General features: G+C 59.8%; 28 protein-coding genes, 1 tRNA gene and 2 pseudogenes. 20 read left to right on the forward strand and 11 right to left on the reverse strand.

From position 1 onward, the window contains the following. Positions 1–210: 210 nt before the first annotated feature. Both AC1ECN_RS19805 and AC1ECN_RS19810 read right to left on the reverse strand, forming a co-directional pair. Positions 211–1146, reverse strand: a complete 936-nt coding sequence (locus AC1ECN_RS19805) for an MBL fold metallo-hydrolase (protein ID WP_130661540.1) — start codon at positions 1144–1146, stop codon at positions 211–213. 255 nt (positions 1147–1401) lie between these two features. Then, the gene (locus AC1ECN_RS19810) at positions 1402–2151 is read right to left on the reverse strand and encodes a cytochrome c biogenesis CcdA family protein (protein WP_018484762.1); all 750 of its coding nucleotides are present in this window, start codon (positions 2149–2151) and stop codon (positions 1402–1404) included. A gap of 231 nt (positions 2152–2382) precedes the next feature. Here AC1ECN_RS19810 and AC1ECN_RS19815 point away from each other — a divergent pair. After that, positions 2383–2458 (forward strand) — tRNA-Lys (locus AC1ECN_RS19815). Between the two features lie 30 nt (positions 2459–2488). On the opposite strand, the gene AC1ECN_RS19820 is transcribed toward AC1ECN_RS19815, so the two are convergent. Continuing rightward, the gene (locus AC1ECN_RS19820; protein WP_024321920.1) at positions 2489–2689 is read right to left on the reverse strand and encodes a hypothetical protein; all 201 of its coding nucleotides are present in this window, start codon (positions 2687–2689) and stop codon (positions 2489–2491) included. Between the two features lie 126 nt (positions 2690–2815). Further along, complete coding sequence (locus tag AC1ECN_RS19825; RefSeq protein ID WP_024321921.1) at positions 2816–3010, reverse strand: hypothetical protein; 195 nt, start codon at positions 3008–3010, stop codon at positions 2816–2818. A 254-nt stretch (positions 3011–3264) separates the two neighbouring features. On the opposite strand from AC1ECN_RS19825, the gene AC1ECN_RS19830 reads away from it, so the two are divergent. Further along, positions 3265–3468: a CsbD family protein gene (locus tag AC1ECN_RS19830; RefSeq protein ID WP_003559213.1), complete on the forward strand. Its 204-nt coding sequence runs from the start codon at positions 3265–3267 to the stop codon at positions 3466–3468. 376 nt (positions 3469–3844) lie between these two features. Then, the gene (locus AC1ECN_RS19835; protein ID WP_018484770.1) at positions 3845–4360 is read left to right on the forward strand and encodes a hypothetical protein; all 516 of its coding nucleotides are present in this window, start codon (positions 3845–3847) and stop codon (positions 4358–4360) included. 130 nt (positions 4361–4490) lie between these two features. Here the strand turns inward: AC1ECN_RS19835 and AC1ECN_RS19840 are convergent, their stop codons facing one another. Beyond that, positions 4491–4718 (reverse strand): hypothetical protein, encoded by a 228-nt coding sequence (locus tag AC1ECN_RS19840; RefSeq protein WP_130655338.1) that lies wholly within the window; start codon positions 4716–4718, stop codon positions 4491–4493. A 668-nt stretch (positions 4719–5386) separates the two neighbouring features. Here AC1ECN_RS19840 and AC1ECN_RS19845 point away from each other — a divergent pair. Beyond that, on the forward strand, positions 5387–6880 hold the full coding sequence (locus tag AC1ECN_RS19845; RefSeq protein ID WP_130661541.1) for an FAD-dependent monooxygenase: 1494 nt from the start codon (positions 5387–5389) through the stop codon (positions 6878–6880). 18 nt (positions 6881–6898) lie between these two features. Here AC1ECN_RS19845 and AC1ECN_RS19850 read toward each other — a convergent pair whose 3' ends face one another. Next, entirely contained in the window at positions 6899–7636 is a 738-nt protein-coding gene (locus tag AC1ECN_RS19850) for a hypothetical protein (protein WP_130672560.1), read from the reverse strand. A gap of 298 nt (positions 7637–7934) precedes the next feature. Here AC1ECN_RS19850 and AC1ECN_RS19855 point away from each other — a divergent pair, with 298 nt between their 5' ends. From AC1ECN_RS19855 to AC1ECN_RS19880, 6 genes and pseudogenes are all read left to right on the forward strand, one after another. Then, positions 7935–8414 (forward strand): LBP/BPI/CETP family protein, encoded by a 480-nt coding sequence (locus AC1ECN_RS19855; protein ID WP_165406147.1) that lies wholly within the window; start codon positions 7935–7937, stop codon positions 8412–8414. Positions 8415–8758: 344 nt separating this feature from the next. After that, positions 8759–8989 carry a YgaP family membrane protein gene (locus tag AC1ECN_RS19860; protein ID WP_024321926.1) on the forward strand — a complete coding sequence of 77 codons (231 nt, stop codon included), beginning with the start codon at positions 8759–8761 and terminating at the stop codon, positions 8987–8989. 9 nt (positions 8990–8998) lie between these two features. After that, a complete protein-coding gene (locus tag AC1ECN_RS19865; protein WP_024321927.1) occupies positions 8999–9535 on the forward strand; it encodes an RNA polymerase sigma factor in 537 nt (178 codons plus the stop codon). A gap of 33 nt (positions 9536–9568) precedes the next feature. Further along, a complete protein-coding gene (locus AC1ECN_RS19870; RefSeq protein ID WP_024321928.1) occupies positions 9569–9829 on the forward strand; it encodes a hypothetical protein in 261 nt (86 codons plus the stop codon). 27 nt (positions 9830–9856) lie between these two features. After that, a pseudogene (locus AC1ECN_RS19875) lies at positions 9857–10149 on the forward strand (transposase); the annotation flags it as partial. An 839-nt stretch (positions 10150–10988) separates the two neighbouring features. Continuing rightward, the gene (locus AC1ECN_RS19880; RefSeq protein WP_018073545.1) at positions 10989–11279 is read left to right on the forward strand and encodes a DUF982 domain-containing protein; all 291 of its coding nucleotides are present in this window, start codon (positions 10989–10991) and stop codon (positions 11277–11279) included. Between the two features lie 181 nt (positions 11280–11460). Here the strand turns inward: AC1ECN_RS19880 and AC1ECN_RS19885 are convergent, their stop codons facing one another. Continuing rightward, positions 11461–12288: a nickel-binding protein gene (locus AC1ECN_RS19885; RefSeq protein ID WP_024321930.1), complete on the reverse strand. Its 828-nt coding sequence runs from the start codon at positions 12286–12288 to the stop codon at positions 11461–11463. A 447-nt stretch (positions 12289–12735) separates the two neighbouring features. On the opposite strand from AC1ECN_RS19885, the gene AC1ECN_RS19890 reads away from it, so the two are divergent. The 3 genes from AC1ECN_RS19890 to AC1ECN_RS19900 all read left to right on the forward strand — a co-directional run bounded on the left by AC1ECN_RS19890 (position 12736) and on the right by AC1ECN_RS19900 (position 13522). After that, complete coding sequence (locus AC1ECN_RS19890; RefSeq protein ID WP_011651896.1) at positions 12736–12993, forward strand: DUF982 domain-containing protein; 258 nt, start codon at positions 12736–12738, stop codon at positions 12991–12993. Between the two features lie 107 nt (positions 12994–13100). Beyond that, complete coding sequence (locus AC1ECN_RS19895) at positions 13101–13271, forward strand: hypothetical protein (RefSeq protein ID WP_162039352.1); 171 nt, start codon at positions 13101–13103, stop codon at positions 13269–13271. Beyond that, entirely contained in the window at positions 13271–13522 is a 252-nt protein-coding gene (locus AC1ECN_RS19900) for a hypothetical protein (RefSeq protein WP_075223880.1), read from the forward strand. Before AC1ECN_RS19895 ends, AC1ECN_RS19900 begins: the two co-directional genes overlap by 1 nt. 166 nt (positions 13523–13688) lie before the next feature. Here the strand turns inward: AC1ECN_RS19900 and AC1ECN_RS19905 are convergent, their stop codons facing one another. Then, a complete protein-coding gene (locus AC1ECN_RS19905; protein WP_130672562.1) occupies positions 13689–15185 on the reverse strand; it encodes an FAD-dependent oxidoreductase in 1497 nt (498 codons plus the stop codon). A 44-nt stretch (positions 15186–15229) separates the two neighbouring features. Between AC1ECN_RS19905 and AC1ECN_RS19910 the strand changes: the two are divergent. Next, a pseudogene (locus AC1ECN_RS19910) lies at positions 15230–15751 on the forward strand (MarR family winged helix-turn-helix transcriptional regulator); the annotation flags it as partial. After that, positions 15708–16169 (forward strand): DUF2938 domain-containing protein, encoded by a 462-nt coding sequence (locus AC1ECN_RS19915; RefSeq protein WP_477953898.1) that lies wholly within the window; start codon positions 15708–15710, stop codon positions 16167–16169. The pseudogene AC1ECN_RS19910 and the gene AC1ECN_RS19915, both read left to right, overlap by 44 nt. A 424-nt stretch (positions 16170–16593) precedes the next feature. Here the strand turns inward: AC1ECN_RS19915 and AC1ECN_RS19920 are convergent, their stop codons facing one another. The 3 genes from AC1ECN_RS19920 to AC1ECN_RS19930 are packed head-to-tail and all read right to left on the reverse strand — an operon-like array spanning position 16594 to position 19611. Then, positions 16594–17235 (reverse strand): ThuA domain-containing protein, encoded by a 642-nt coding sequence (locus tag AC1ECN_RS19920; protein WP_003539493.1) that lies wholly within the window; start codon positions 17233–17235, stop codon positions 16594–16596. A gap of 18 nt (positions 17236–17253) precedes the next feature. Beyond that, the gene (locus tag AC1ECN_RS19925) at positions 17254–18354 is read right to left on the reverse strand and encodes a Gfo/Idh/MocA family protein (protein WP_018069625.1); all 1101 of its coding nucleotides are present in this window, start codon (positions 18352–18354) and stop codon (positions 17254–17256) included. 57 nt (positions 18355–18411) lie between these two features. Further along, a complete protein-coding gene (locus AC1ECN_RS19930; RefSeq protein ID WP_018494677.1) occupies positions 18412–19611 on the reverse strand; it encodes an ROK family transcriptional regulator in 1200 nt (399 codons plus the stop codon). Between the two features lie 201 nt (positions 19612–19812). Here AC1ECN_RS19930 and AC1ECN_RS19935 point away from each other — a divergent pair, with 201 nt between their 5' ends. The 5 genes from AC1ECN_RS19935 (at position 19813) to AC1ECN_RS19955 (ending at position 25096) form a co-directional block, all read left to right on the forward strand. Continuing rightward, entirely contained in the window at positions 19813–21117 is a 1305-nt protein-coding gene (locus AC1ECN_RS19935) for an ABC transporter substrate-binding protein (RefSeq protein ID WP_130672564.1), read from the forward strand. A gap of 83 nt (positions 21118–21200) precedes the next feature. Next, a complete protein-coding gene (locus AC1ECN_RS19940; protein WP_018494675.1) occupies positions 21201–22139 on the forward strand; it encodes a carbohydrate ABC transporter permease in 939 nt (312 codons plus the stop codon). Further along, the gene (locus AC1ECN_RS19945) at positions 22132–22980 is read left to right on the forward strand and encodes a carbohydrate ABC transporter permease (RefSeq protein WP_130661551.1); all 849 of its coding nucleotides are present in this window, start codon (positions 22132–22134) and stop codon (positions 22978–22980) included. Before AC1ECN_RS19940 ends, AC1ECN_RS19945 begins: the two co-directional genes overlap by 8 nt. Before the next feature lie 22 nt (positions 22981–23002). Further along, positions 23003–24076: an ABC transporter ATP-binding protein gene (locus tag AC1ECN_RS19950; RefSeq protein WP_130661552.1), complete on the forward strand. Its 1074-nt coding sequence runs from the start codon at positions 23003–23005 to the stop codon at positions 24074–24076. Positions 24077–24499: 423 nt separating this feature from the next. Further along, entirely contained in the window at positions 24500–25096 is a 597-nt protein-coding gene (locus AC1ECN_RS19955) for a hypothetical protein (RefSeq protein WP_130661553.1), read from the forward strand. The last annotated feature ends 205 nt before the right edge of the window (positions 25097–25301 follow it).

A 25301-nucleotide genomic window follows, 5' to 3' on the forward strand; every position in this document is an offset into this window, starting at 1 on the left:
CGGGGATGATCGGCGGGTCAGGATCTGACTTAAGCAATTCCAGCAAAAGTGTGTAGCGGTTTTTCGTCCGGAATTGCGCAGAAACAAGAGCAATTCCAACAAAAGTGTGTAGCGGTTTTTGCGTCCGCAATTGCTCAAAAAACAAACCAGTAGAGCGTGGACTCATTCACGCGATGAGTCCACGCTCTAAGATCCCAACCCAATAACCGGTCAGTAATCCCAGAAGGCCGCTACCCAGCGAAAGGCGTCGCCGTCGGCCGCCACCCGGCCGACAGACGGGAACGGCAGGTGAGTGGCCACTAGCTGCTCGCCGGTATCCGCCAGTTCCCGCAGAAGACGGAGGCGAACGCGGACCGCCTCCTCGGGGTCGTGTTCGAAACCGTTGTACCAGTCGGGGTGTTCGAACCCGACCGCGAACACGGCGTCGCCGGCAAACATCAGCCTGTCGCCGCCGGACGCCAGGCGGATCACGCTGTGCCCGGGGGTGTGCCCGCCGGTGCGATGGACGACCACGCCCGGCGCCACCTCGTACTCGTCATCGAACAGCCTGAAATAGCTGCGATACTCTTTGGTGAACCGCTTGGCGGTCGCCCGAAGCGCGTCCGGGAAGCCCGGCGGCATGGAGACCCGGGAGAAATCGGGCGCCTCCCAGAATTTGACCTCGGCCGCCGCCACGTGGATCCGCAGGTCCGGACGCAACTGGTCCTTCACCCCGTCGACGAGCAGCCCGCCAATGTGGTCCATGTGCATGTGGGTCAGGACCACATCGGTCACCGACGCAAGATCGATACCGGCGGCCTCCAGTCGCTTGATCAGCTGCCCGGCCCGCGGCAGGTGCAAGTCCGGGTCGATCCCCAGCCCGGCGTCGAGGAGTATGGTCTGGTCGCCGCTGCGTACCACGACAACGTTCAGCGCCCAGTCGAAAGCGTCCGCTGGCAGGAACATGTCTTTCAGCCAGGTCGCTCGGACTGATGGATCGATGTTGTGTCCCAGCATCGCGGTTGGGAGCGGTAGCACTCCGTCGCTGACCACCAGCACCTCAATCTCGCCGACCTGCACCGCGTACCGCGACGGAACCAATTCGTCGAGCCGAGGTCTGCCGGTGTGTGCGGTGTTTTCCAGGCTCATCTTTGTCTCAAGGTTCATGTTCGTCTCCTTCTGACCGCCGCCTTAAACACGGCATCGACGACGCTACATGGAGGCGTGTTTGCGATCGATTGGGTGGAGGGATAAGGGCGGGTGGGGCCGAGGGACAGGGCAAGCCATACCACGGCATAGGTCCAGGCCCCCTTTCTACCGCCGGCGGCATGCTGATGAGCGCGGATGATCGAGCAATCGATCGCATGCGGCAAGCCGCTGCCATCGCCTCGAAAATCCGCGACCGGCAGTTGGGTACGGAATCTAGCCGATCTGCATCAGGATCGGAAAGGTCTGCTGGAACCAGATCGCCACATTGCTGACCCATCCGAACAGGAAGGCGAGGCCGGTCAGCACGAGGAAGAGACCCATCACCTTTTCCACCGTGCCGAGATGGCGGCGGAAGCGCGACAGGAACCGCATGAAGGCGCCGGAAAAGCCGGCGGCGATCCAGAAGGGAATGGCAAGGCCGAGCGAATAGATGGCAAGCAGCCCGGCGCCGGAGCCGACCGTCTCGCGCGAGGCGGCAACGCCGAGGATGGCGCCGAGCACGGGACCGATGCAGGGCGTCCAGCCGAAGGCGAAGGCAAGCCCCATGACATAGGCGCCCGTCAGCGTTCCGGGCTTGCCGCCGTCCTGGAAGCGCGCCTCGCGGGTCAGCAGTCCGATTCGGAAGAGGCCGAGGAAATTCAGCCCCATGACGATGATGATCAGCCCGCCGATCTTCGACAGGAGGTCGAGATGCTGGCGAAGCGCCATTCCGATGCTGGAAGCACCGGCGCCGAGCGCCACGAAGACGGTGGCAAAGCCGAGCGTGAAGAAGAGGGCAGAGAAGAAGACGCCGCGCCTGACACCGGGCGCGACCGCAATCGCACCGCCGCCGCGGAACTGCTCGACTGAAATGCCGGCCATATAGCAGAGATAGGGCGGGACGAGGGGAAGCACGCAGGGCGACAGAAACGAAAGCGCCCCGGCTATCAACGCGCTCCACAGGGAAATATCGGCAATCGACACGCATTCTCTCCGGCTGCAATCTGCGTGATGTTCCTAGCTTTGCAGGCCAGCGATTGCCAATCACCTTTTTGCGCACGCACGAAATCTGTCTTTGCACGCGAGACATCTGTCTTGCGCTTGGCAAGAAATGTGCCGACCGCCGGAAAAAGGCAAATTTTTCGGTTGACCGCAATGGGTCGCCTGCCTATGTTCCGCCCACTTCCAGCCGGGGTGGTCACACCCGCGGAGAGGGAGAGCGTAGCTCAGCTGGTAGAGCAACTGACTTTTAATCAGTAGGTCTCGGGTTCGAACCCCGACGCTCTCACCATTTCTAGTCTTCAAGATAGCTGCCGCGATCTTAGATCAACAGTCGCAGTAACGCGCCCTCGTCCTTCACCCCATGCTGGTACGAATGGATAACCCGCCGAGCTAGATCTTCGCGCTCGGTGTCTGTTGTGATTTGTCGCACCGAGCTGATGTGGTCAAATACTCTCTGGCAGAGGGTAACTTCTTCGTCGCTCAACGCGGTTTGTGCGTCGGCTATCTGGGATCGGATCATGATCGCCCTCGCTTCCTTCGGATCGATGGGAGGATGGAACATCTCCTTTTTAAGCACGTGAAGGGAGACACAAGGTCGTGAGGTCTCACCCCCATTGTCGTGATAGGTCGTTGTCCCATCTGGCAACTAATTCTCGTTCGGCCCGCTCCACACATATGCAGATGCCGGCTTTCTCTGGGCATTCCAGATCACTTCGTACCCTATCTTCTCAAGCGAGAGTAAAGCGCCAAGCCTTTCGTCATCTGACAGGCTTCGCAGAGAAACGTTAAGTGCGTCCAGGCCACCTAAATTGTAGAGGTTCACGAATACATCGAGCGCCATTGTTCTTCTCCCCGTTGGACAGTATAGCACAAGAATAGAGGAATATTTGCTTCATACATAAATAAATATTTTATACATCTATTCGTTCTTCACGAATTATTTATGGTTTTATTCATTAGGGTGTGGATATTTGACATGGGCAGCGCCTTGTGTCTTTGACGTTGGAATTGAGCTTCGCGGAAATCCGCTGAGACACAGGAACCAACTTCCACTGCGGTCCGTTTTCTTCTCATCAACAACAGGAGAAATCGACCATGGATTGGAATCGGATCGAAGGAAACTGGAAGCAGGCGAAGGGCAAGATCAAGGAGCAGTGGGGCAAACTCACCGACGATGATCTCGACCAGATCGCCGGCAAGCGCGACCAGCTGGAAGGCAAGATCCAGGAGCGGTATGGCATCGAAAAGGATCGTATTAAACGCGACATCGATGACTGGAGCGGTCGCCAGACTTGGTAGTGCCTGAACAAAAACCCGGTGAAAGCCGGGTTTTTGCTGTCGGCGCCTGCCGGCCAACATTTCTCGAGCCGCTTGCTGCCACAAAATTGCAAGTGCTTTATTGTCGAAATCGAGATCATTCTCATTTCTTTATTTAGCATATTCATATATATGGTCACGGTCGGTCTCGACCGCGGTAATTGGAATAGAAGTTCCACACATCCAGATCCGGCATCGGGGGCATGCCAATCCGCCAGAACAGTGCCCAAGCATTTCTCGACCGCCTTGCCGTTCCAATTTTTTCTGACGCTCAATTTTTCCGGGTCATCACGTGGGTCGCGCAGATCACCGCCCCGGCCACAGAGCAATTCAGCCTGCGCACGAAAAGGGGATATCGATGAGAAGTTTCTTGACACTGATCGCTGCGACGTCAGTAGGGCTGTCGGCGATGGCGGCCTATGGACAAAATCCCGTTCCCAAAGCCAGTGATGTGCTTGTCAAATATGGGGAGGTTGAGAACTGGACCGTCTATACAAATCAAACCCGCGGAGATTGCTTGATCGTGCGCGACTATGGTGCAAGTTCGGTGCAAATGGGTGTTACCGCAGATCAGCAGGTGGGATATCTTGGCGTATTCTCGAAGGCTGATATCGGCCTTCAGAACGGGACCAAGTCGGAAGTCTTCGTCTCAATCGGAGGTCATCTCTATGGTGGTGTTGCCACCAGCACCCACGGTGAGCTCAAGGGCGGATATTCTGGCGGCTACATCTTGACGGACAGCCCGGAGTTCAAGCGCGACCTGGCGAAGAAATATGAAATGATCGTGTTTCCGGAAACCAAGGGGACCTTTGTCGTCGACTTGAAGGGAACTTACAAAGCAATGGCAATGGGCCGCAAATGCCTCAAGCATTGACCGGCGGCTCTTATATTGCCGTCAATCGACGTTCGTCGTTTTGCTGCACTATCTCGGCGGCATTGTGAAACAAGCGCCGCACGTGCCCCCATAATGCCGGAATTTTGGAGCGGTCGAGTGCTGTCGGATGTCACGAATATCCGCCAAAAGCCAAGAGAAGTGCGCCGAGTGCGATAACCGCCAGGGCCGGCCAGTTTTTCGATATCCCGAGGAATCTGAGGCCTTGCCGTCGTGGCTCCAGCGTGGTGCCGCCTTGCGGCATTTGATGCGGATCACTCGGTCTTCGTCCAAGCACCGAGGTAAAGAGAAAGAGAAGTCCGCCGATGATGAGAGCGGCTCCGATCAGGATGGCCCACATGGTGACCTCCATAGCAACCAGGATGTGGGGTAAACCAGATCCGGACCGGATCGTTCCGTGAATGGGTGCTCACTTGAACTACCTCCGCGTCGGAACCAAAGGCGCTCGCAGCGAATTTGATCGCTGAGTAACCTTGGAGATGTTGATGGACGAGACACCGAAGACGGCAATCCGCGGCATGATATTCTACGTCCTCGCTCTTCTCGTCTTGGGGGTGCTGGCGGGGCCGTATACACAATCTATGGCCATCCCGCCGATCCGTCTGAGCAACCAGCGGCCGAGACGATTCCGCAAAAAGCTCCAGCTCCGCAGTGAGATACGTCTTTCCAAGGAATTGATTGATCCGTTCGAGGGGATCGACCACGGACGGCGCCTGCCACATCCAGCGCCCACCCGGTCAGGTCGCGTTGGAGGCGCCTGGGCTCCACAGCAAGAGACCCGCAAGTGGCAGCGAATAGGGCTTTGGAGAGCAAGCCCGAAATCCTGTCGCAAGTCCTTCCAACCAGTATGGAGCTCATATTTATAGGGAGAACAACCTGCGACAGAGAAAATCGGTATCTACGCAGGACCGATTGGACGGGCCGATTGGATGGGGAGAAAGCAGTGGGGCCAGGTCTCTGGAACCCTGAGATATTGCGTTGGAGCAATTGAAATAAGGGAGTTTGCGGATGAAGGAACATGCAGTCGTGGTTGCGGGGGCAGGGCCAACGGGCCTGATGCTGGCAGGCGAGCTGGCCTTGGCAGGCGTCGATGTCGCCATTGTCGAGCGCCGACCCAACCAGGAGCTTGCCGGTACGCGTGCCGGCGGTCTGAGCGCACGCACGCTCGAGGTTCTCGATCAGCGCGGCATCGTCGACCGGTTCCTCGCGGAAGGGCAGGTGGCCCAGGTCACGGGGTTCGCGGTCACGCGTCTGGAAATCAGCGATTTTCCGACCCGGCACAATTACGGGCTGGCGCTGCGGCAGAAGCATATCGAGCGCATTCTGGCCGGCTGGATCAACGAGCTGGCGGTACCGATCTATCGCAGTCTCGAGGTAACGGGTTTCGCGCAGGACGACAGCGGCGTCACCATCGAACTCTCCGATGGCGCCTCGCTCAGGGCAGGCTATCTCGTCGGCTGCGATGGAGGGCGCAGTCTGGTTCGCAAGGTTGCCGGCATTGCGTTTGAGGGATGGGATCCGACGACCGGCAACATTCTGGCCGAAGTGGAGATGGAAGAGGAGCCGCCATTGGGCATCCACCGCACGGCCCTTGGTATTTATGCCTTCGGCAGGGAGGAGTACGAAATCCACGACGGCAAGATCGTCTTTGCCAAAGAAGGTCCGATCGACGTGATGGTGCCGGAGAAGAATGCCGGCGCGACGACCGAACCCACGCTCGACGATCTCAGGGAAGCGCTCATCGCCGCCTTCGAAACGGATTACGGCATCCATCGCGTCAACTGGATTTCCAGGTTCACCGACATGTCCAGGCAGGCAACGGCCTACCGCAAGGGCCGGGTACTTCTCGCCGGCGATGCCGCCCATGTGCATTCTCCGGTCGGCGGACAAGGCCTCAATACCGGTGTGCAGGATGCCGTCAATCTCGGTTGGAAATTGGCCCAGGTGATAAAAGGCACGTCGCCTGAAGCCTTGCTCGACACCTATCACGCCGAGCGCCATCCGGTTGCGGCCCGCGTGTTGCGCACGACGATGGCGCAGGTCGCATTGCAGCGGACCGACGATCGCACCGAAGCCTTGCGAGACATCGTAACGGAGCTGCTTGGCATGGAGGAACCGCGCAAACGCATCGCAGCCGAAATGTCCGGATTGGCAATCCACTACGAGTTCGGCGAGGGGCATCCGCTGCTCGGCCGCCGCATGCCTGACCTCGATCTCACCACGCCTGATGGTCCTCTGCGTCTCTTTACGCTGCTCCAGGATGCGCGGCCCGTGTTCCTGAACCTCAACGCGCCCGGCAGCTTCGACATCGCGCCGTGGTCGGACCGCGTCAGGTTGGTCGACGCCGAATATGACGGTGCGTGGGAGCTGCCTGCGCTGGGTGTGGTCTCCGCGCCAACCGCCGTGTTGATCCGGCCCGATGGATATGTGGCGTGGGTGGGTAACGGGACGCAGGAGGGTCTGGACGAGGCTGTGAATAGCTGGTTCGGACCACCCCGCTAAAGGCCGAGAAGCTCCGACCTAAGCGGCGAGCGAGATCGAACCGCAATCGGATATCGTCGCGGGATCCGGCATCGGTTTGCCGCGGCGTTCCCACGTCCGGCGGCTGATGCCGAAAGCCTCCCAGGGGCGCGCTTGGCTGAAAGAATTGGCGAGATAGTCGGCTCTGGAAAGGGCGCCGGCGGCACGGCGCTGCTCCTCTTTTCGCGCTCGGTCCCGCTGGCGCCGCTTTTCCTTTTGAAGTTTTGCTCTCTTCCGCTTCGGCACGTCGAAGGCACCGATGGTGCGGATATCGAGGGCGCTCCGTTCCGCGTAGCTTAGGTGCAGCGCGTGACCGAGCGCGTCGGCGGACAAGTCAGAAAAGCGCACCTTGGTCCGCTCGTAGATGACGTCCTCTATGTCGGCTTTCCCAGCCCAGGGAAGCCATCGCGCCGCCCAGCCGAGCACCACCTCGACGAACTCTTCCTTGAACTCGACCAGGGCGAGGCCGGCGATCACCTCGACATAGATCAATGCGTCATCGGCCTCGGGCACGATGTCTCCGTGGCGATGCCGGATCAATTTTTCGATCTCGCGCATCCGGCCGCGGAAATGGTTCCAACGGCTGGCCCGCATGCGGCGCTGGACGGCCTTGTAGCCCAGCAGACAGTCGCCGATCTTGATGACCGCAACATCCCGCGCCAAGCCCTCCGGCCGATCAGCTTTCTCAGCCCGCTTCTCCGATTGCGTCGCTTCATCTGCACCAACAAGACGATCCATCGATTTTCCCATGCACTGGCTTGAGAGGCCGAAACGACTGATTGTAAAGGAAGACCGAGGGGGTGATCATCCACTTTTCGCGCTGTTCACACGTCATTCTGCGGATAGTCGAGGACATGGCGGTCGATCTCGAATCGACCCGCCGCAGCTCGGAAAATGGCAAATGCGATAGCAAAGGAGTCGCTCAGGTGCCGAGTGTGTGGCGGCGATCGGCATTGCTTTGCCGATGGCCTCTTCCACGCTTATGATGCGGGGCGTCCGCGGGCTGGTCATCGGACTATACGGGAAGGAGAAGGAGATGCGCTATTGGCTGGGCCTGCTTGCGATAGGCGCACTTGTCTTGCAACCGCTCATCATCTCACAGGCGCAAGCGGCGAATGCGCTGGAGCGGGCCATCGGAGACGCGCAACCTTGCAGGTCGCTCAAGGCGAAGGTCTCGAGTTTTGGGATTACCGTGCAGGTAGGCGTCGACAAGCTCGATTCGGTGAAGATCGAAAACCTCCAGGTGTCGGTGAATGGCGACGCTGCGCAGGCCAGTGCCCGGGGCACGCTGGCCTGCAAGACATCGGACGAAGCTCTCGTCAAAGGCGGGTTCTCGGCGACCGCAGAAGTCCATCTGCAGGTCGACCTTGCGACATGCAAGACCACCGAGAGTTCGATCGAGATCGTGCAGACTGGCGGTCGCTTCGGCGATGTTGTCAAAGGACTGCAGACCGAGATTTCCGACGCGCTGCGCCGAAGTCTCGAGAAGAACATCGCGAAGATCTGCCAGAGGTAATCGACGGCTTTGACCCCGTTCTAGGCGTCCGCTGATTGACGCCGGCGGAGATATAGCTTTCGACTAGTACCTCTGCACAGAGGATTTGACGGGTTGATTTTGGTTCATTGCAGGATTGGCAAGTTTTCTGGGGCGACCAGGATTTCGATGCTTCGGGCGACGCCGGTTTGGCGTCGGATCAGGCCGGCGCGTTCGAGCGTAAGAACCATCTGATGAACCGAGGGCGGGGTGACCTGGAAATGGCGCTGTTGAAATATTTTTAGAACGACGCGAACCGAAACTGCATTCCCAGCCCTCTTACCTTTCGAGCGTGCCATTGCGCTTGCAACTTTGGAGGGTTAACCGTGCTTTATGTCAAGAATGTACCTGGATGGGAACGCGCGGTTCGCGTCGTTGCCGGTTTGGCTATGATCGCCTGCGGCTTGCTGGGCTTAAGTGGGCTAATGATCGGCTATGCGATTGCTGGCGTCGGCGTCAGCACACTGCTCACCGGCTTCATCGGTTTTTGTCCCATGTGTGCCATGGCGGGCCGCCGCTTGGATGCCGCGAACCGCCGCTTGGACACTGCGAAGTAGGACACCCGCATGCACACGCCGAAGTATGACCTGGCTCTGGTTGACGACGCGCGCAATGGCGACAAGCAAGCCATCTTGGCTTTGCTGGACCTCGCACAGCCAGACATTCGGCGCTATGCGCGGCGCAGCTGCAGCGCTTCCGACGACGTTGACGACGTGGTGCAGGAGACATTGTGGCTACTGTACCGCCGCGTCGGAACGCTGCGCGCACTGGGCTCGATATCGGGCTGGCTGCTGGCCGTGGTACGCCGCGAATGTTTGCGCATGGCAATGCGCGCGTTGGGAAAGCCGGACAATCTGGACGACGCATTGCTGAATCCGGCCAACGTGGACCGCCTGGCACATTTGTCGCAGGACGAACTCCGGCTTGACCTTTCACGCGCGATCCAATCCCTGCCCGAACACTACCGCGAGGTGATCATACTACGCGATATCGAAGAGATGACGATCGACGAGGTCGCCGCGTCACTGAACCTCACCCGCGAGAGCATCAAGGGTCGACTGCACCGGAGCCGGGCCCTGCTACGTGAATACCTCTTGGATTGATTGAACCACCATGGATTGGAGAGATAAATTTCAATGAACCCCATGAACCTGTCATCTACCGCTTCGCCCAAGACAATGTTCGCCAGCAATGGTCTTGTCGAACATCTGGTCCGCGGTATTGTCGGCATCGGCGCTTTGAGTTACGCGATATCGATCTCTGTGCCACATCCATTTTATTCGCTGGCCCTGGCTGGCGTGTCGATGGTGGCTTTTCGCGGTTGCCCCATCTGCTGGACGATCGGTCTCGTCGAGACAACCTACCGTATGTTCAAACGCCACCATGCGGCACCGTGAATGACCATCTGTAACGATGGCAGCGTGTTGAGTGAAGCCTTTGCGCCCGCCGAAGCCCGGCGCATTCTGCGTCGCCTGCAGCTCCACTACACCCCCAAGCACGCCAGCTGGCTGAACATGGTCGAGATCGAAATCGGCGTCTTGCGCTGCCGGTGCCTCGATCGCAGAATCAACGACCCCAAGCGCGCCTTGTCCGTGAGCTTGCCGCATGGGAGAAACAGCGCAACACCGCCGGCGCCCAAATCAAGTGGATGTTCACGACCGACAAAGCCCGCACCAAAATGGGCCGCACCTATCCCGATACGGCCAAAGAGTCATAATCACTGTGCAGAGATACTAGGCACGCCCGTCCCAATCGATCCATCGGCGCGGAGGAATTCATCGTCCATCCGATCGCCGGGTAGGGAACACGCGGTTGTGCCGCCACATTTCCATCAGCGCGTCTGCAATCAGCGGAAGCCGAAGAAACTCAAAACCGCGAGCACGATGACGACAGCGCCGACGAGCCAGATCAAATTGTTCATGGGGAACCGTTCTCCTGTTTAGGATCGGGCCAACTGTGACCCGATCACATAACGGTGAAGCAGGTTAGGAGTTCCCGACCGGCCCCATTGCTGTCGCGTGCCGCCCCTAGTGCAAAACCCAATTTCCGGCTCTAACCTTTCAATAACTGCACGAGCGCGCATTGCTGGGTCTGAACCCATCCGCGCATGCCGGGTTTACCGATGTATCCCGCTGATATTGAAAATCCTGGTGATCCTGCCTTGCAGGCGATGTGCAGGAAGACGTGAACGCGGACACACCGATCAGCACTCCCGCTACCAATGAAAAAAATCGGTTCATCCGAACGTCTCCTCGCGAGGTTGTCATGGTCGCAATCTACCATGCCAACACGAGAATATACGAAACTTCTAGCACGTCTGATCACGCTTAGCTGATCCGAAACATTCCTACGATTGATCTACCAATCTATATTGGTGATGCGTCGACCCTCAACCGATGGTCAAATGCGCTTAAGTCTACTCTGATCGGGCTATTCTGCCGTTGTGGAAGTAGTTGCATGACGTTAATAGTCCGACGAACTCGATTTTGACTTGAAAAAATCGCGGTTATTCAGTAAAATTACACCATAAAAAAGTAATATAAATGGGAGGATACTATGTCGTCAACTCGGTTTGATCCGATTCTGCTTCATCGTCAACATTTCATCGATGAGGTCACGTGCCTCGATGAAATCTTCGATGTTCTGGACGGGTGGCCGGAGGACAAACGGGGTTTGGCATATGACACGCTGTTGAAGGCGTGCAGGGATACGGCCAACGGGCGTTTCCCGTTGAGCGCTGCGCGCGAGAATTTCCGCCGGTTCCTGAAGATGTCGGGCGTACTTGCAATGGTCGAGGGCGGCCCCAAATTCGAGCGGCTGATGAACCATCAAATTGGTAATGCTTAGTCAGATATAGGCCTGTTAGGCCCGTCTGCATGGCAGGTGAGGGCGCGCCGTCACATCAGTTGCGGCGCGTTTTGGTTTAGATATCTCCGGATCGGATGATCGCCTATTTCTTGGCCAAAAAGCGCCGCGGCAAGCCCCGCCAAGAGGCAGCCGGCTATTCGGGTATCGGATCCAACAGATCTTAGTTTACGTCGGCATTGGCCCAGTCGCATCGGAAGACCTGCATCGGCTTCGAGAACCCCTTGAACCGTCGGCGCGTTGCGTGAGTGAAGAGATCGGCGGCGCCATACTCCCGAAAAATATTCTCCGAGACGAGGATCTGGTCGGTGGAGGCTGCCGCGCAGAGACGCGCGGCAAGTTGCACGGTCGAGCCGAAGAGGTCGTTGCTGTCCTCGACCGGCTCGCCGCAATCCACTCCGATGCGGATATGGATAGGCTCGGTGTTTCCGCCGTTGTAACGCTCGAATTCCCGCTGGATCGCCATGGCGCATTCGACGGCTGCCGTTGTCGCGGCGAAGGCCGCCATGATGCCGTCGCCTGTGTGTTTCACTTCGCGACCTGAATTCTGGCTGAGGCATCGGCGCACGATAGCGTCATGGGCTCTGACCATTTCTGTCGCAATCCGGTCGCCGAGGCGCGATGTCATCGCTGTCGATCCGACGATGTCGGTAAAGAGAATTGCCCGGTGGCCGGGATCGACGTCGCTGGATGACTGGCCAGGCGCCGGCTCCGGATCATGAATTCGGCCAAGAAAAGCCTCGACCGCTGACAAGGCGACCTCGACGATCTCGCCGGCGACGAAGCCATGGGCCTCGCGATGCACACATTGCGCAGTTTCCGCGTCCGGCGCATCCACGAGGCAAAAGGCGGTCCCACGCCGCTGATCGAACCAGTAGGTCAGGAACTTGACGCCGTACTTGTCCTGGATGTCGAGATCCATGCGATGCGCCCGGGCAACGTCGGCGGCCGTCGTTCCTTCAAGAAAGTGCCGATCCATGAAAATAGGCATCGCGCGCTCCTCCCAGATCCGCCGCGTGCAGGATAGATCGCATTGTACGACCCGGATGAAACTCCGTCCACCTCTGGGACAATCAATGAAGGATGATAGAGACTTTTGCTTCCAGCAAAGCATATGAGTTGCTGTAATCCTTATGGAGTATAGAAGGAAAGACTGAGGTTTAATCAGCGGGCTTGGGATGATAAGCCTGATATTTACCATAATCAGTTGCTTAATGACTGATCGTGGGGCTCTCGGGGGTCGCTCAGGAAGCTTCAAGCGTTCCATGTTCTCAAACGCGTCGCCTGCAGGGACCCGGAGGGATGGAGAAACACGTCCGTCGCAGCATCATTGGCCAGGATCAAAATCCCCGCTTCGGCCGTTGACGCGGCACACCAACGGCACGCAAATTGCATCGTACCCATAAGCTCCACCGAAATTGGGAAAAGCTGTAGCAAAGTGAGACAGACGGCACATTTTCGACCGGTTGGCTTGGCCTCAATGGGGCTTGGTCATTATGCCGTTATTAACTCTGTGTGGGACGCCGCGCGCACGCTCCTGCGCGACTGGCCGGTAGACGACGGCGAAGAGTATTTCGAGGCCGTCAAGTCGTGCCTGGATGCGATTATCGGCGATCTCCCACCTGAACACGTGCGGGCGGCCTTCATCAGGGCGGCACAGGAGGCGGGCATTGCTGTCATAGAAGCGGCGGACTGAATGCTCTCCGCGCTTCCCCACCTATCCTCAAAGCCATATCGTCCCGACGCTTGACTTTTCCTGCCAAAGTTCTAACTTAGAACAAAACAGGAACATTGGAGATGATCATGACGCATACGGAACAGGTGATCGCCAACGCCCTTGCGCTCGTCGAAGCGTCCCGCGCAGCCCGGGAGCGGGATCAACAGCGGCGTGCCGCCTGGCAGAGAAAAGTCGAACTCAGCCGGCCGCTGCCACCATTGCCGCGCCCGGTTCAATTGCCGTTGGCGCTGAACTGATGCGGCCGGCAAGGACCTTGGAACCCGATCGGGCATCCCCCGAACAAGCTGGCCCCGAACAAACCTGGCCCGATCAGGCCTGGGAAGTCGAAGCCGTGCTTGCCTGGCATGACGACAATGCCAAGGCGGCGATACGCTCGCTGCTTGATGACTGCAAACATCTCCGCCAGCAATTGGCGCTGGCGGAAAGCGTGATGAGCCGCGGGATGGCCCGCGGATGGGCGCCGCGATACGAGCGCGACGCCCTCTGAAAGATCCGATGCCGCTTGGTCTATGGTGCGGCAACGTACAAGGATGAGGCTGTCTTGGGCCTTGTGCGGCGGCTAACAACGAAAGTGCGCTATTCGCGGTGGCGATTGGCTACGGCGCGCGTCTTTTCAGGCGCGCGAAAGACGCGGTGGCGCTTTGAGTTGCCGCTTATGCAGCAAGGCCGACATTTGCGAGATAGGCTTCCAGCGCCCAGGCGTGAGCAGACGCAATGATAGCGCCGACATAGCCGTCCGGACGCACGAGCACCCAGTCGCCCGATGTCAGGCCGTAGGCATCATGGAAATGCCCGCCGTCGTCGATGAGATCTCCGCACCGGCCGATCCTGTGGATATGCAGGCTCGGGCGTGGCGGCACGGCGGCTTGCTCGGCCTCGTAGCCCAGCAGCGTCCAGTGCGGCCCCCTGAATAGTTCGAACAGACGCGTCGGCTGGCCGGCGACACCTCTGAGCGGCGCATCGGGTGCACGGTCGCCCGCAAGCAGACCGGCGCTCCGCTCCGGCTTTTCCAGCGCGAAGGAGGAGGAGGGATAGCCGATATCGAGTTGATGCACATCGCGGCCGCGCCGCATATCGCCTCGCTTCATGGCGTCAAGAAGATTGGTCGCCAGACCGAGCACGGCGGCGGCGACCGGGCGGCGCTCTTCCTCATAGCTGTCGAGCAGCGCGTCGGGCGCGCCGGCAGTGGCCGCCGCCAGTTTCCATCCGAGATTATAGGCGTCCTGAACGCTGGTATTCAGACCCTGTCCGCCGGTCGGCGGATGCGTATGGGCGGCATCGCCGACGAGGAACACGCGGCCGAGCCGGTAGCGATCGGCAAGCCGGGCGTTCATGTGGAAGGCCGATGCCCAGGAGACCGATTGAACCTCGATGTCGTCGCGGCCGATGCGCTCCTTCACCAGGGTGGTCAAGCCTGCCGCGGAGAGATCGAGCTCGCCTTCGAGCGGGATGGGTCCCTGGATCTGGAACAGATCCGTCCCCGCGAGCGGGCAAATGGCGATCTGCCGCTGCATGTCGCCATCGCCGAAGCGATGCCATACGTCGCGATCCAATCCCTTGAGAACGACATCGGCGACGATAGCGCGCACGCCGAGCGTCTTGCCGGGAAAGCCGATATCCAGCGCATGGCGCACAAAGCTGCGGCCGCCATCGGCGCCGACGAGCCAGCGTACGCGGATGGTCTCTTCGCCGGATGTGCCCTTAAGCCGCGCGGTCACGCCCGCCTCATCCTGTTCGAAGCCGATAAGTTCACTGGCGAATTCGGGCCGGTGCCCCAGTTCGAGCAGGCGCTCGCGCATCACCCCTTCGGTCAGGAACTGCGGCACCATCAGCGGAAGATGATAGGGCTCGGCGGGCGTCGGCGCCCCACCCATCACGGCATCGGATTCGCTAACGCTGCCGTCATCGCGATATTCCCGCTGTCTGGGGTAGGCGCCGCCGAGCGCGACGATCCGGTCGAGAATGCCGAGATCCTCGAACACCTCTTGGCTTCGCGGCTGAATACCCTTGCCGCGGGAACCGCGGAATGGGTCGTTCAATTTTTCGATCAGGCGGAAGGACACGCCCCACCGCGCCAGCTCGATCGCCAGCGTCAGGCCGGCAGCCCCGGCGCCTGATATCAGCACGTCGACTGTGGAATTTTCTGTCATTGGTTTCTCCATATGTGTATTATGCACATAATAGGAGAATCGGCATGGCGTCAACAAAGAATGTGCAAAATACACATATCAGTGAAAAACTGCGCGAACTGCATGGGGCTTTGATCGAGATCGTCAGCGTCATGAACCGCCCGCAGCGCGACGAGCAGATGGTCCGCGAGGCGGGCATTTCGCTCGATCGTGCGCTGTTTCCGCTGTTGGTCACGATCGAACGGCTCGGTCCGATCGGGGTGGTCGAACTCGCCGACCGCGCCGGGCGCGACTACACCACCGTCAGCCGTCAGGTCGCCAAGCTCGAAAGTCTCGATCTGGTGGAGCGCCGCGGCAACGCCGCCGACCGCCGCGTGCGCGAGGCGGTCATCAGCCCGAAGGGCAAGGCAATGACCGATCGCATCGACGTCGCCCGCGAGCGGATGGGCCGCGCCATCTTCGAGAGCTGGGAGGAACACGACTTCAATGAACTCGTGCGGCTCATGCGGAAGTTTGCCGAGGATATCAGCGGCGATATCGGCAATGGCGCCGGAGAAACTGAGGGCGAGGGCGGACCGCAGCCGGAACCTCTGGGCAATCCTGCTCACCCAGTTCGGCCAGGCGGCGCCCAACTGGGCACCTGTGGGACGCTGGTTCTGGCACCTCGGCCGCGGCAAGGTCTTTCACGAGAGCATTGCCGATGCCGAGCCCTATGCCCATGAGCTGGCGCTCGGCTGGATCAGCCATTACGCCGTCGGCATCCTCTATGGGGTGATCTTCGCCATCATCATGGGCTCGGCCTGGCTGACGGCCCCGACATTTCTTCCCGCCTGGATCTTCGGCATCGTCACCGTCGGGGCAGGGTGGTTCCTGCTGCAGCCCGGCCTCGGCATCGGCTGGGCCGCCTCCAAACACCCTACCCCGAACAAGGTCCGATGCTTCAATCTGCTGGCTCATACGGTGTTTGCGCTGGGGCTTTATGGCACGGCGTTGATTATCGGCTGAGATCGCGGGGTCGGTTTCGTCCGCCCGGCCGAGGGGACATGCCGCAACGTCTCGATCCCCTCTTCTCCCCAGCGGGGAGAAGGTGCCCGTAGGGCGGATGAGGGGGCCGGCGAAGCCGGTCTTTTCAACAACACGGACCCCGCAGGCCTCGACCGTGTCGGTATCGTCTCGACTGTGTTCAGGGCGCTGGATCTCGGCGTCGGCGTGGCAGGATAGCTGAATTATGTGAGAGGTGTGCCGTGTGGCCCCCTCATCCGCCTGCCGGCACCTTCTCCCCGAGGGGAGAAGAGATTATGCCGCGACCTCTCCGTCCCTCGCCACATCTCGCAAAAGCACGTCCTCCGCCGCGTTTACAGGGGCCGGAGGGTCGAGACGAGTGGCTCGACCCCGGTAAGGTGCGGCTATCCCCACGAATCGGCCAGCCTTACCGCGCCGCCCAGTTGGCGCCGCGGCGGAAGATGGTCTTCATTTGGGGAACGTCGAATTCCTTGGCCTGATGGCCGAGCGAGGAATAAAAGACGCGGCCCTTGCCGTATTTCCGCTTCCAGACGACGGGCATGACGACGCCGTCGATCCAGTAGGCATGTTCGCCGGTGAACTTGGTCGTCGCCAGAACCTCGTTCGAGGGGTCGACATGCATGTAATATTGCTCTGACGTATAGGGAAAATCGGCAATCCCTTCCATGAGCGGATCGTCGGGGCGTGTGATGTTGACGGTATAGTCGATGATGTTGCCGGGGTGAGCCACCCACTGGCCGCCGATGATGAACTGGTAATCGACGGAGTCGCGGAAGGCATCGCCGGCGCCGCCGTGATAGCCGGCGATACCGACGCCGCTCTCGATCGCCGTGGCGAGGTTCTTCACCTCCTCCTTCTCGATCTTCGACATCGTCATGATCGGCACGACGAGGCTGAGATCATGGACGGAGGGGTCGGCAAGCGCCTCGGTGCCGTGTTCGAGATAGACCTTGAAGCCGTCCTCCTCGAGCATGGTCTTGATGATTTCGGCGCACTCCTGCGGCTCATGCCCGCTCCAGCCGCCCCAGACGATCAGTGCTTCACGCATAGTCTTTCCTCCTGAAATTTATTTCGCCAGCCGTCCGTCGACGATGGAATCGGACAGCGGGGCAGGGCGCTCCGTTGCCGTGGTGATCGCGACCGTCCGGCCGGTCGCAGCAGCAGTGTGGAATGCCTCCATGACTTCGAGCACATGCAGTGCCAGATCGCCGTTAGCGCGGTGCGGCCGGTTGGAGCGGATCGCATGCGCCATGTCGGCAACGCCGAGCGAGCGATAATTGCCGTCGGCATAAGGCGATGTGACCGGCTGGTCCTCGAACGGACCGCCCTTCTTCAGATATTCCACAGGGCCGCCGAACTTGTTCGGATCGGGAACGATCAGCGTGCCCTCGGTCCCGTAGACTTCCAGCGGCACATGTTTGTGGCCGGCGACATCGAAGCTCATGGCGATCTGCACGACGGCGCCATTGGCAAAGGCCATCATGCCGGTGACATGGGTCGGCACATGCACGGGAATGCGCTCGCCGTTTCGCGGTTCGCTGGTGATCAGCCGTTCCGATCGCGGCGTCGTCGCAAAACCCGCAACTTGAGAAACCGGCCCGAGAAGATTGACGAGATCGGTGATGTAGTAAGGACCCATATCGAGCATCGGCCCGCCGCCGACCTCGTAATAGAAGGCCGGGTTCGGATGCCAGCGCTCATGGCCCGGGCACATGAAGGTTGCCGAGCCGCCGACCGGCTGGCCGATGACGCCTTGGTCGATCAAGCCACGCGCCGTCTGGTGGCCGCCGCCGAGGAAAGTGTCGGGGGCAGCGCCGATGCGCAGATTCCTCGCCTTGGCGGCTTCCGCCAATTTTTTCCCTTCCGCGAAATTAATCCCGAGCGGCTTTTCCGAATAGGTGTGCTTGCCGGCATCGAGCGCCTGCAGCGCCACGGCAACATGGGCCTTCGGGATCGTCAGATTGACGATGATCTCGACCTTGGGATCGGCGAAAAGCTCCTCAACCGTCTTGACGGGAACATTGAATTCCGCCGCCTTTGCTTCCGCCAGCTCCCGGTTGAGGTCGGCGACGCCGCGGATGTCGAGGATGGGAAAGGATGCCATCGCCGTGAGATAGGCGCCCGAAATATTGCCGCATCCGATGATGCCGATACCGACCTTGTCCATGAATTCCTCCATTGGTCTTGCCATTGATCTTGCCATTGATCTTGATTGTGTCGCTCGTCAGAGCGCCGGCCCCGTCGTGCTCCAGGGCGATTCATAGAGTTCGTAGAGCGCCACCGCAGCGGCACCCTGCGCCCAGAAATCATCGGTCGAATCGTCGAAGACGAGTTCGCTCACCCCGCGCAGCGACGGCGGAATGGCGAGCGCATAGGCATCGCGCAGGCTGTTGAGAAAGGGTTCGCCGAGCGCTAGGCTCGACCCCACAAGAATGACCCGCGGCGGCGCAAACAGCGTGACGATGTTGGCAATGGTCAAACCCACCGCTTCGCCGGCACGGATGGCGGCGCTGATCAGCCGGTCGTCATCGGCCTTGATCAGCGCCTGGGCATGGTTCATGCCACGCCCGAGGCGGATGGCCTCGGCAAAACGCCCATCAGCCTGTTGTTCTCCGAGGATCGCGCTTTCGCCGGCCTGGCTGAAGAGCCGGACGACGCCGTTCGGTCCCATGCCGAGCACCAGGTCGCCGAGATTGTGGCTGAGGCCGCCGGCGCCGCGAAACAGGCTGTTACCGTGCAGGACACCGAGCCCCAGTGTCTGCTCCAGCGAAATCAGCACCATATCTTCGAGATCGCGGGCCTTTCCGAACCAGTGATGGCCAAGTGTGATGGCGTGCGCGTCACTTTCGACAATGGTCGGTGTTGCCAGCCGCGTCGACATCTCGGCGGCGAAGTCGACATTGGTGTCGCGAAAGATCGGGCTGCTTCTGATGTAGCCGGTGCGGTGCTCGATAACGCCGGGAAAGCCGAGGCAGACGCTGTCGACATCCTCCAGCGACAGCCCGGCATCGACGACGCAGCGCCTGACGCCGTCCTCGACGAGGTCGGCGATGACGCCGATCGGCTGCCGGTCGATGCGGATCGGCAGGGCAAGCTTCGACAGCACGTCGCCGCGGAAATTGGTGACGACGAAGACCATCCTGTTGGCAGCGATCTTGGCGCCGACCACGCGGGCGGCATCGGGATTGAGTTCCAGCGCCACCCGCGGCCGTCCGCGCACGGCCTCGTTGCGGATATCGCCTTCGTGCCGCGGCAGGATCAGCCCGTCGTCGAGCAGCGAGGCGGTGATCGCCGAAACGGTCGTGGTGGAGAGTTCGGTACGCTCGCTGATCTCTATCCGCGAGATCGGACCATGGCGCCGGACGGTATCGAGCACGTTCAAGCGATTGATCGCGCGCATTAATTCTGGATCTGCAGTCTTCATGGGTACTAGCCGGGCGAGCGTTTCGTTGGGGCGGAACCCAAATATTTTTAACGGGTTACGAAATAAATAGTCGGGAATTCAGTGGTCATGTCAAGCGCATTTGATAAAAATAGAGGCATTGGGTTGACAATATGCCAAAGCTCCGTTGAATTAATCCGCATAGGGGAAAAATTGTGAGGATAGGCCCCTGGGAGGAAAATCATGACTTTTAGCTTCAAGAGCGCCGTTCCTAGCGGCAGGCGTATCGCATCCATGGCGGCGGCTGCCGGCATGTTGCTGGCGGGGGCAGGCGCAGCGTCTGCGGCGACGGTGGTCAAGTGGCTGCATCTCGAGCTCGACCCGAAATACGTGGCGGCCTGGGAAGAGATCGTCAAGAAATACGAAGCCCAGCACCCTGACGTCGATATCCAGATGCAGTTCCTCGAAAACGAGGCTTTCAAGGCCAAGCTTCCGACATTGCTGCAGTCCGACGACGTGCCGGATTTCTTTTTCAGCTGGGGCGGTGGCGTCTTGAAGCAGCAGTCCGAGACCGGCGCGCTCCAGGATGTGACGCCGGCCCTCGATGCCGATGGCGGCAAACTGCGCGGCGCCTATAGCCCGGCTTCGGTCAGCGGCCTGACATTCGAAGGCAAGACCTGGGCTATTCCCTATAAGGTCGGTCTGGTCAGCTTTTTCTACAACAAGGCGCTGTTTGCCAAGGCCGGTGTGAAGGCCGAGGACATCAAGAACTGGGCTGATTTTCTCGACACGGTGAAGAAGATCAAGGCAGCCGGCATCGTGCCGATCGCCGGTGGCGGCGGTGAGAAGTGGCCGATCCATTTCTACTGGAGCTATCTCGTCATGCGCGAAGGCGGACAGAAGGTTTTCGAAGCGGCAAAGACCGGCCAGGGCGAAGGTTTCCTCGATCCTTCGATCATCAAGGCCGGCGACGATCTCGCTGAACTCGGAAAGCTCGAACCGTTCCAGCCCGGCTATCTCGGCTCGACCTGGCCGCAGGCGCTCGGCGTGTTCGGTGACGGCAAGGCTGCGATCATCCTCGGCTTTGAAAATACCGAGGCCAACCAGCGAAAGAATGCCGGCGACGGCAAGGGTCTCGCACCCGACAATATCGGCCGTTTCGCCTTCCCGGCCGTCGATGGCGGCGCCGGCAAGCCCACCGATACGCTCGGCGGTCTGAACGGCTGGGCCGTCACCAAGAAGGCATCCAAGGAAGCGATCGATTTCCTCGCCTTCCTGACCAGCGCGGACAATGAGCGGGCGATGGCCAAGGCCGGCATGCTTCTGCCGGTTGCCGTCGGCGCCGGTGATGGCGTCACCAACCCTCTGCTTGCCGAATCGGCAAAACAGCTGGCCGCTTCCACCTGGCATCAGAACTATTTCGACCAGGATCTGGGCGCTGCGGTCGGCCGTGTCGTCAACGACGTGTCGGTGGAAATCGTCTCCGGTCAGATGAATTCCAAGGACGGCGCCCAGATGATCCAGGACGCTTTCGAACTGGAACAATAACCAGCGCCTGCAGACCCATCCTGGCGCTCCGCTAAAATTCGGAGCGCCAGCATTGCTGCCGACGAGACGCGAAAGCAGGACCCATGGCCAATATCTCAGTCCCATCGATAACCACGGCCGCAAGGCCGGCAAGAAAAGCCGCAAACAGCAGGAGCTCCGTCGCCCATGACCGGCTGGCGGTGCTGCTGATCTTCCTGCCGCCGGCGCTGCTGCTTTTCACCCTCTTCGTCATCATGCCGATGGGTGAGGCGGCCTGGTACAGCCTCTACAAGTGGAATGGCTACGGCACGCCGACCGAGTTCATCGCGTTGCGCAATTTCCAGGTTCTGTTCCGCAATGCGGCTTTCACCCAGGCGCTGGTCAATAACGGCCTGATCATAGTGATCTCGATCTGCATCCAGGTGCCGCTCGCCATCTGGCTGGCCACCATGTTGGCGCACCGCATTCCAGGTGTCGTCGGCTACCGCCTGATCTTCTTCCTGCCCTATGTGCTGGCGGATGTTGCCGCGGGTCTTATCTGGCGCTTCGTCTATGACGGCGACTATGGCCTGTTTGCCGCCGTTTCCAATTTCTTCGGCTTCGCCAACCCTTATGTGCTCGCCGACAAGGATGTGGCGATCTATGCCGTGCTTGGGGTGATCGTGTGGAAATATTTCGGCTTCCACATGATGCTGTTCATCGCCGGCCTGCAATCCGTCGACAAGAGCGTGCTGGAGGCCGCCGAAATCGACGGCGCCACCGGCTGGCAGAAGTTCCGTTACGTGACGCTGCCGCTGCTCGGCTCGACCTTGCGTCTTTCTATCTTCTTTGCCGTCGTCGGCTCGCTGCAGCTCTTCGACATGATCATGCCCCTGACCGGCGGCGGACCGTCCAACTCCACCCAGACGATGGTCACCTTCCTCTACACCTATGGCGTCATGCGCATGCAGGTCGGCCTCGGCAGCGCCGTCGGCGTCGTGCTCTTCATCATCTGCGTGACGCTCGCCTTCGGTTACAAAAGGATATTCATGCGCCATGACTGATTTGAGCTCTTCCATCCGCATGAGCACGTCCACACGCGTCTATCTCTATGTGTCGCTGAGCCTGATTGCCGCGATCGTGCTCGTGCCGCTGCTGACGACGGCGCTCGGCGGCTTCAAGACGCTGGGCGACCTGCGCACCAATCCCTTCGGCCTGCCGACGGAGTGGCAATGGGCGAATTACACCGATATTCTCTTCGGTGAACGCTACTGGCTGCAGATCGGCAATTCGCTGGTGATCGCGTCGCTTACCGTCCTCCTGACGCTGATCGTCTCGTCCATGGCGGCTTTCGCCTTTGCCCATGTCCGCTTTTTCGGCTCGTCGTTCCTGCTCAATTATTTCTTGCTCGGCCTGATGTTTCCGGCGGCGACCGCGATCCTGCCGCTGTTCATCCGCATCCGCGATCTCGGCCTGCTCGATACCTATTGGGGCGTGGTGCTGCCGCAGGTGGCCTTCGGCCTTGGCATGAGCATCCTGCTGTTTCGAAACTATTTCCGCAACCTTCCGGAAGAATTGTTTCAGGCGGCTTTCGTCGACGGTTGCGGTTATCTCAGATTCTTCTGGCATATCTCGCTGCCGCTTTCGCGCCCGATCGTCGCCACCGTCAGCATCATTTCCTTCGTCGGCAGCTGGAACAGCTACATCCTGCCGCTGATCATGCTGAACTCGGAATCGAAATATCCCTGGCCGCTCGGCATTATGGTCTATCGCGGCGAGTACGGCACGGAATGGCAGCTGGTGCTGGCCTTCATCACGCTGACCATCCTTCCCACCATCATCGTCTTTTTCGTCGCCCAGAGACACATCATCGCCGGCCTGACCGCCGGCGCCGTGAAGTCCTGAGCCGAACCGTTGGAGTGCAATCATGGCATCCGTTGAACTCACCGATATCAGCAAGACCTACGGCGCCGTCGACGTCATCCACGGCATTTCGCTTCATATTGAGGATGGGGAATTCGTCGCTCTCGTCGGCCCATCCGGTTGCGGAAAATCGACGCTGCTCAGAATGATCGCCGGCCTCGAGGAGATCACCGACGGCGACATCGCCATCGGCGGCAAGGTCGTCAACGCCATGACGCCGCGCGAACGCAACATCGCCATGGTCTTCCAATCCTACGCGCTCTATCCGCACATGACGGTTGCTGAAAACATGGGCTTCAATCTGAAGCTCGCCGGCGTTGCCAAACCGCAGATCGAGGCCCGGGTGGCCGAGGCCGCCCGCATGCTGGATCTCGCCGAACTCCTCGACCGCAAGCCGGCCCAGCTTTCCGGCGGCCAGCGCCAGCGCGTCGCCATGGGTCGCGCCGTGGTGCGCAATCCCGCCGTCTTCCTGTTCGACGAACCGCTGTCCAACCTCGATGCCAAGCTGCGCGTGCAGATGCGCTCGGAAATCAAGACTTTGCACCAGAAGGTCAGGACGACCTCGATCTATGTCACCCACGACCAGATCGAAGCGATGACGCTTGCCGACCGCATCGTCGTGCTCAATCAGGGCAGGGTGGAGCAAGAGGGAACGCCGCTCGAACTCTACAGGAAACCGGCCAATCTCTTCGTCGCCGCCTTCATCGGATCGCCGGCAATGAACATGCTCGAAGGCACGGTGGACGGCGAAAACGGTGAACCCGCCGCCCGCCTCGGAGACGGCACGGCAATCCGCATCGCGCCCGACCGCAAGGTCAAGGCCGGCCAGGCCATCACCATCGGCCTGCGCCCCGAACATCTCGTTCCAGGCGTCGCCGCCGGCACGCCGCTCGCCGGCCGGACGATGCTGGTGGAACCCACAGGCGCTCAGACCCATGTCGTCTTCGACCTCGCCGGACAGCAGGTGACCGCCATCGTCGACGGCGAATACCCCGCCCGTTACGGCGCCGTCTTCGAGGCCAGCATCACCAGCGATCAGGTGCATGTGTTTGACCGCGGTACTGGTGTGGCGCTGTAGGCACAAGAATCGCTGGGGCATGCGAATCCTCGGTCCAGGAGATCGCCGAAACCAGCCCCTCATTCGGTTTGCTGCCACCTTTCCCGTGGGTGATCGCGATCATTTGTGAGCTGAACAAGTCCGATGGTTTCGCGCATACAGGTGATGCCGATATGGCCGCCTGGGCGGAATCGGCCCGCAATGTGGGCCGTCCTTAACGTAACCGAGCGATTGGCACCCACCAGTATGGACTGATGCCAAGGGTGTAGCCAGCTTCCGGCACTTTTAAACCACCAGCTGCGCTCTATCTGAGGATTTCCTTCTGGAAATGCCTCCGCGAATGCACGGCAACGCCACCAGCCGTGGAGCGCTGGCAATTAGCCAAGAGCAGTCATCAACTACGAATATTAGTTACCAATTGATCGCGATATTGGAGGTCAGAGAATGCAACAACACCACTTGGGGATTTTGATTGGTGGCAGTTCGCATGTTGGAAAATCCACACTGGCAAAGAGCGTGGCTGTCTCGCTTGGTAGGGAACTCATTTCCACCGACAAATTGGGCCGCCACCCCGGTAGACCGTGGCCGACGCTCCGTCCCCAGGTAGCTGAATATTATTCACGTCTCTCCGACGATACAGTGCATTGGTTTTTGAAGGTTCACCACGAGAATATGTGGCCGTACATATGTCAGATCATCGAAAATCAGAGGCAGCTTTTGAAGCCCTTCATACTCGAAGGGTCAGCACTGCGGCCAGAATATATGACGAAACTCGATCCAAGCCTCGTCAGAACCGTGTTCCTATACGCAGAAGACCACTTCTTACGTTCCCGCATGATGGAAGAAGCCGGCTACAAGGGCGCCACTCAATCGGCGGCTTTGATCATCGAGAAATTTGTCGAGCGTTCGATCCGCGACAAGAGGGAAATGTTAGAGGCAGCGCGAGACGCCAAACTTCAATGTGTTGACGTAGCTTACCCGGAAGCCCTTGAAGCCTTGGCCAAGCAACTCGCTGCTGCCTACTCGGTGGCCAATGAATAGGGAGGATAGCCAGCACCTGCTTGCTCAAAAGACCGAAACGGACGGATGAGCGGCTAAGCCATAGTGAGTTTGGCGATAATTATGGTCGTGTCCTGTGCCGGCGGATGGTCCGGCGACACTGATCAGCAGAATTCCACGCCCACTAACACCAGAATTGGATCCGCTCTGGGAGGCTGGACGATCAAAAGACGAAAACCTAAAAGAG

The organism is Rhizobium sp. 01N447_2 (genome assembly GCF_056399245.1).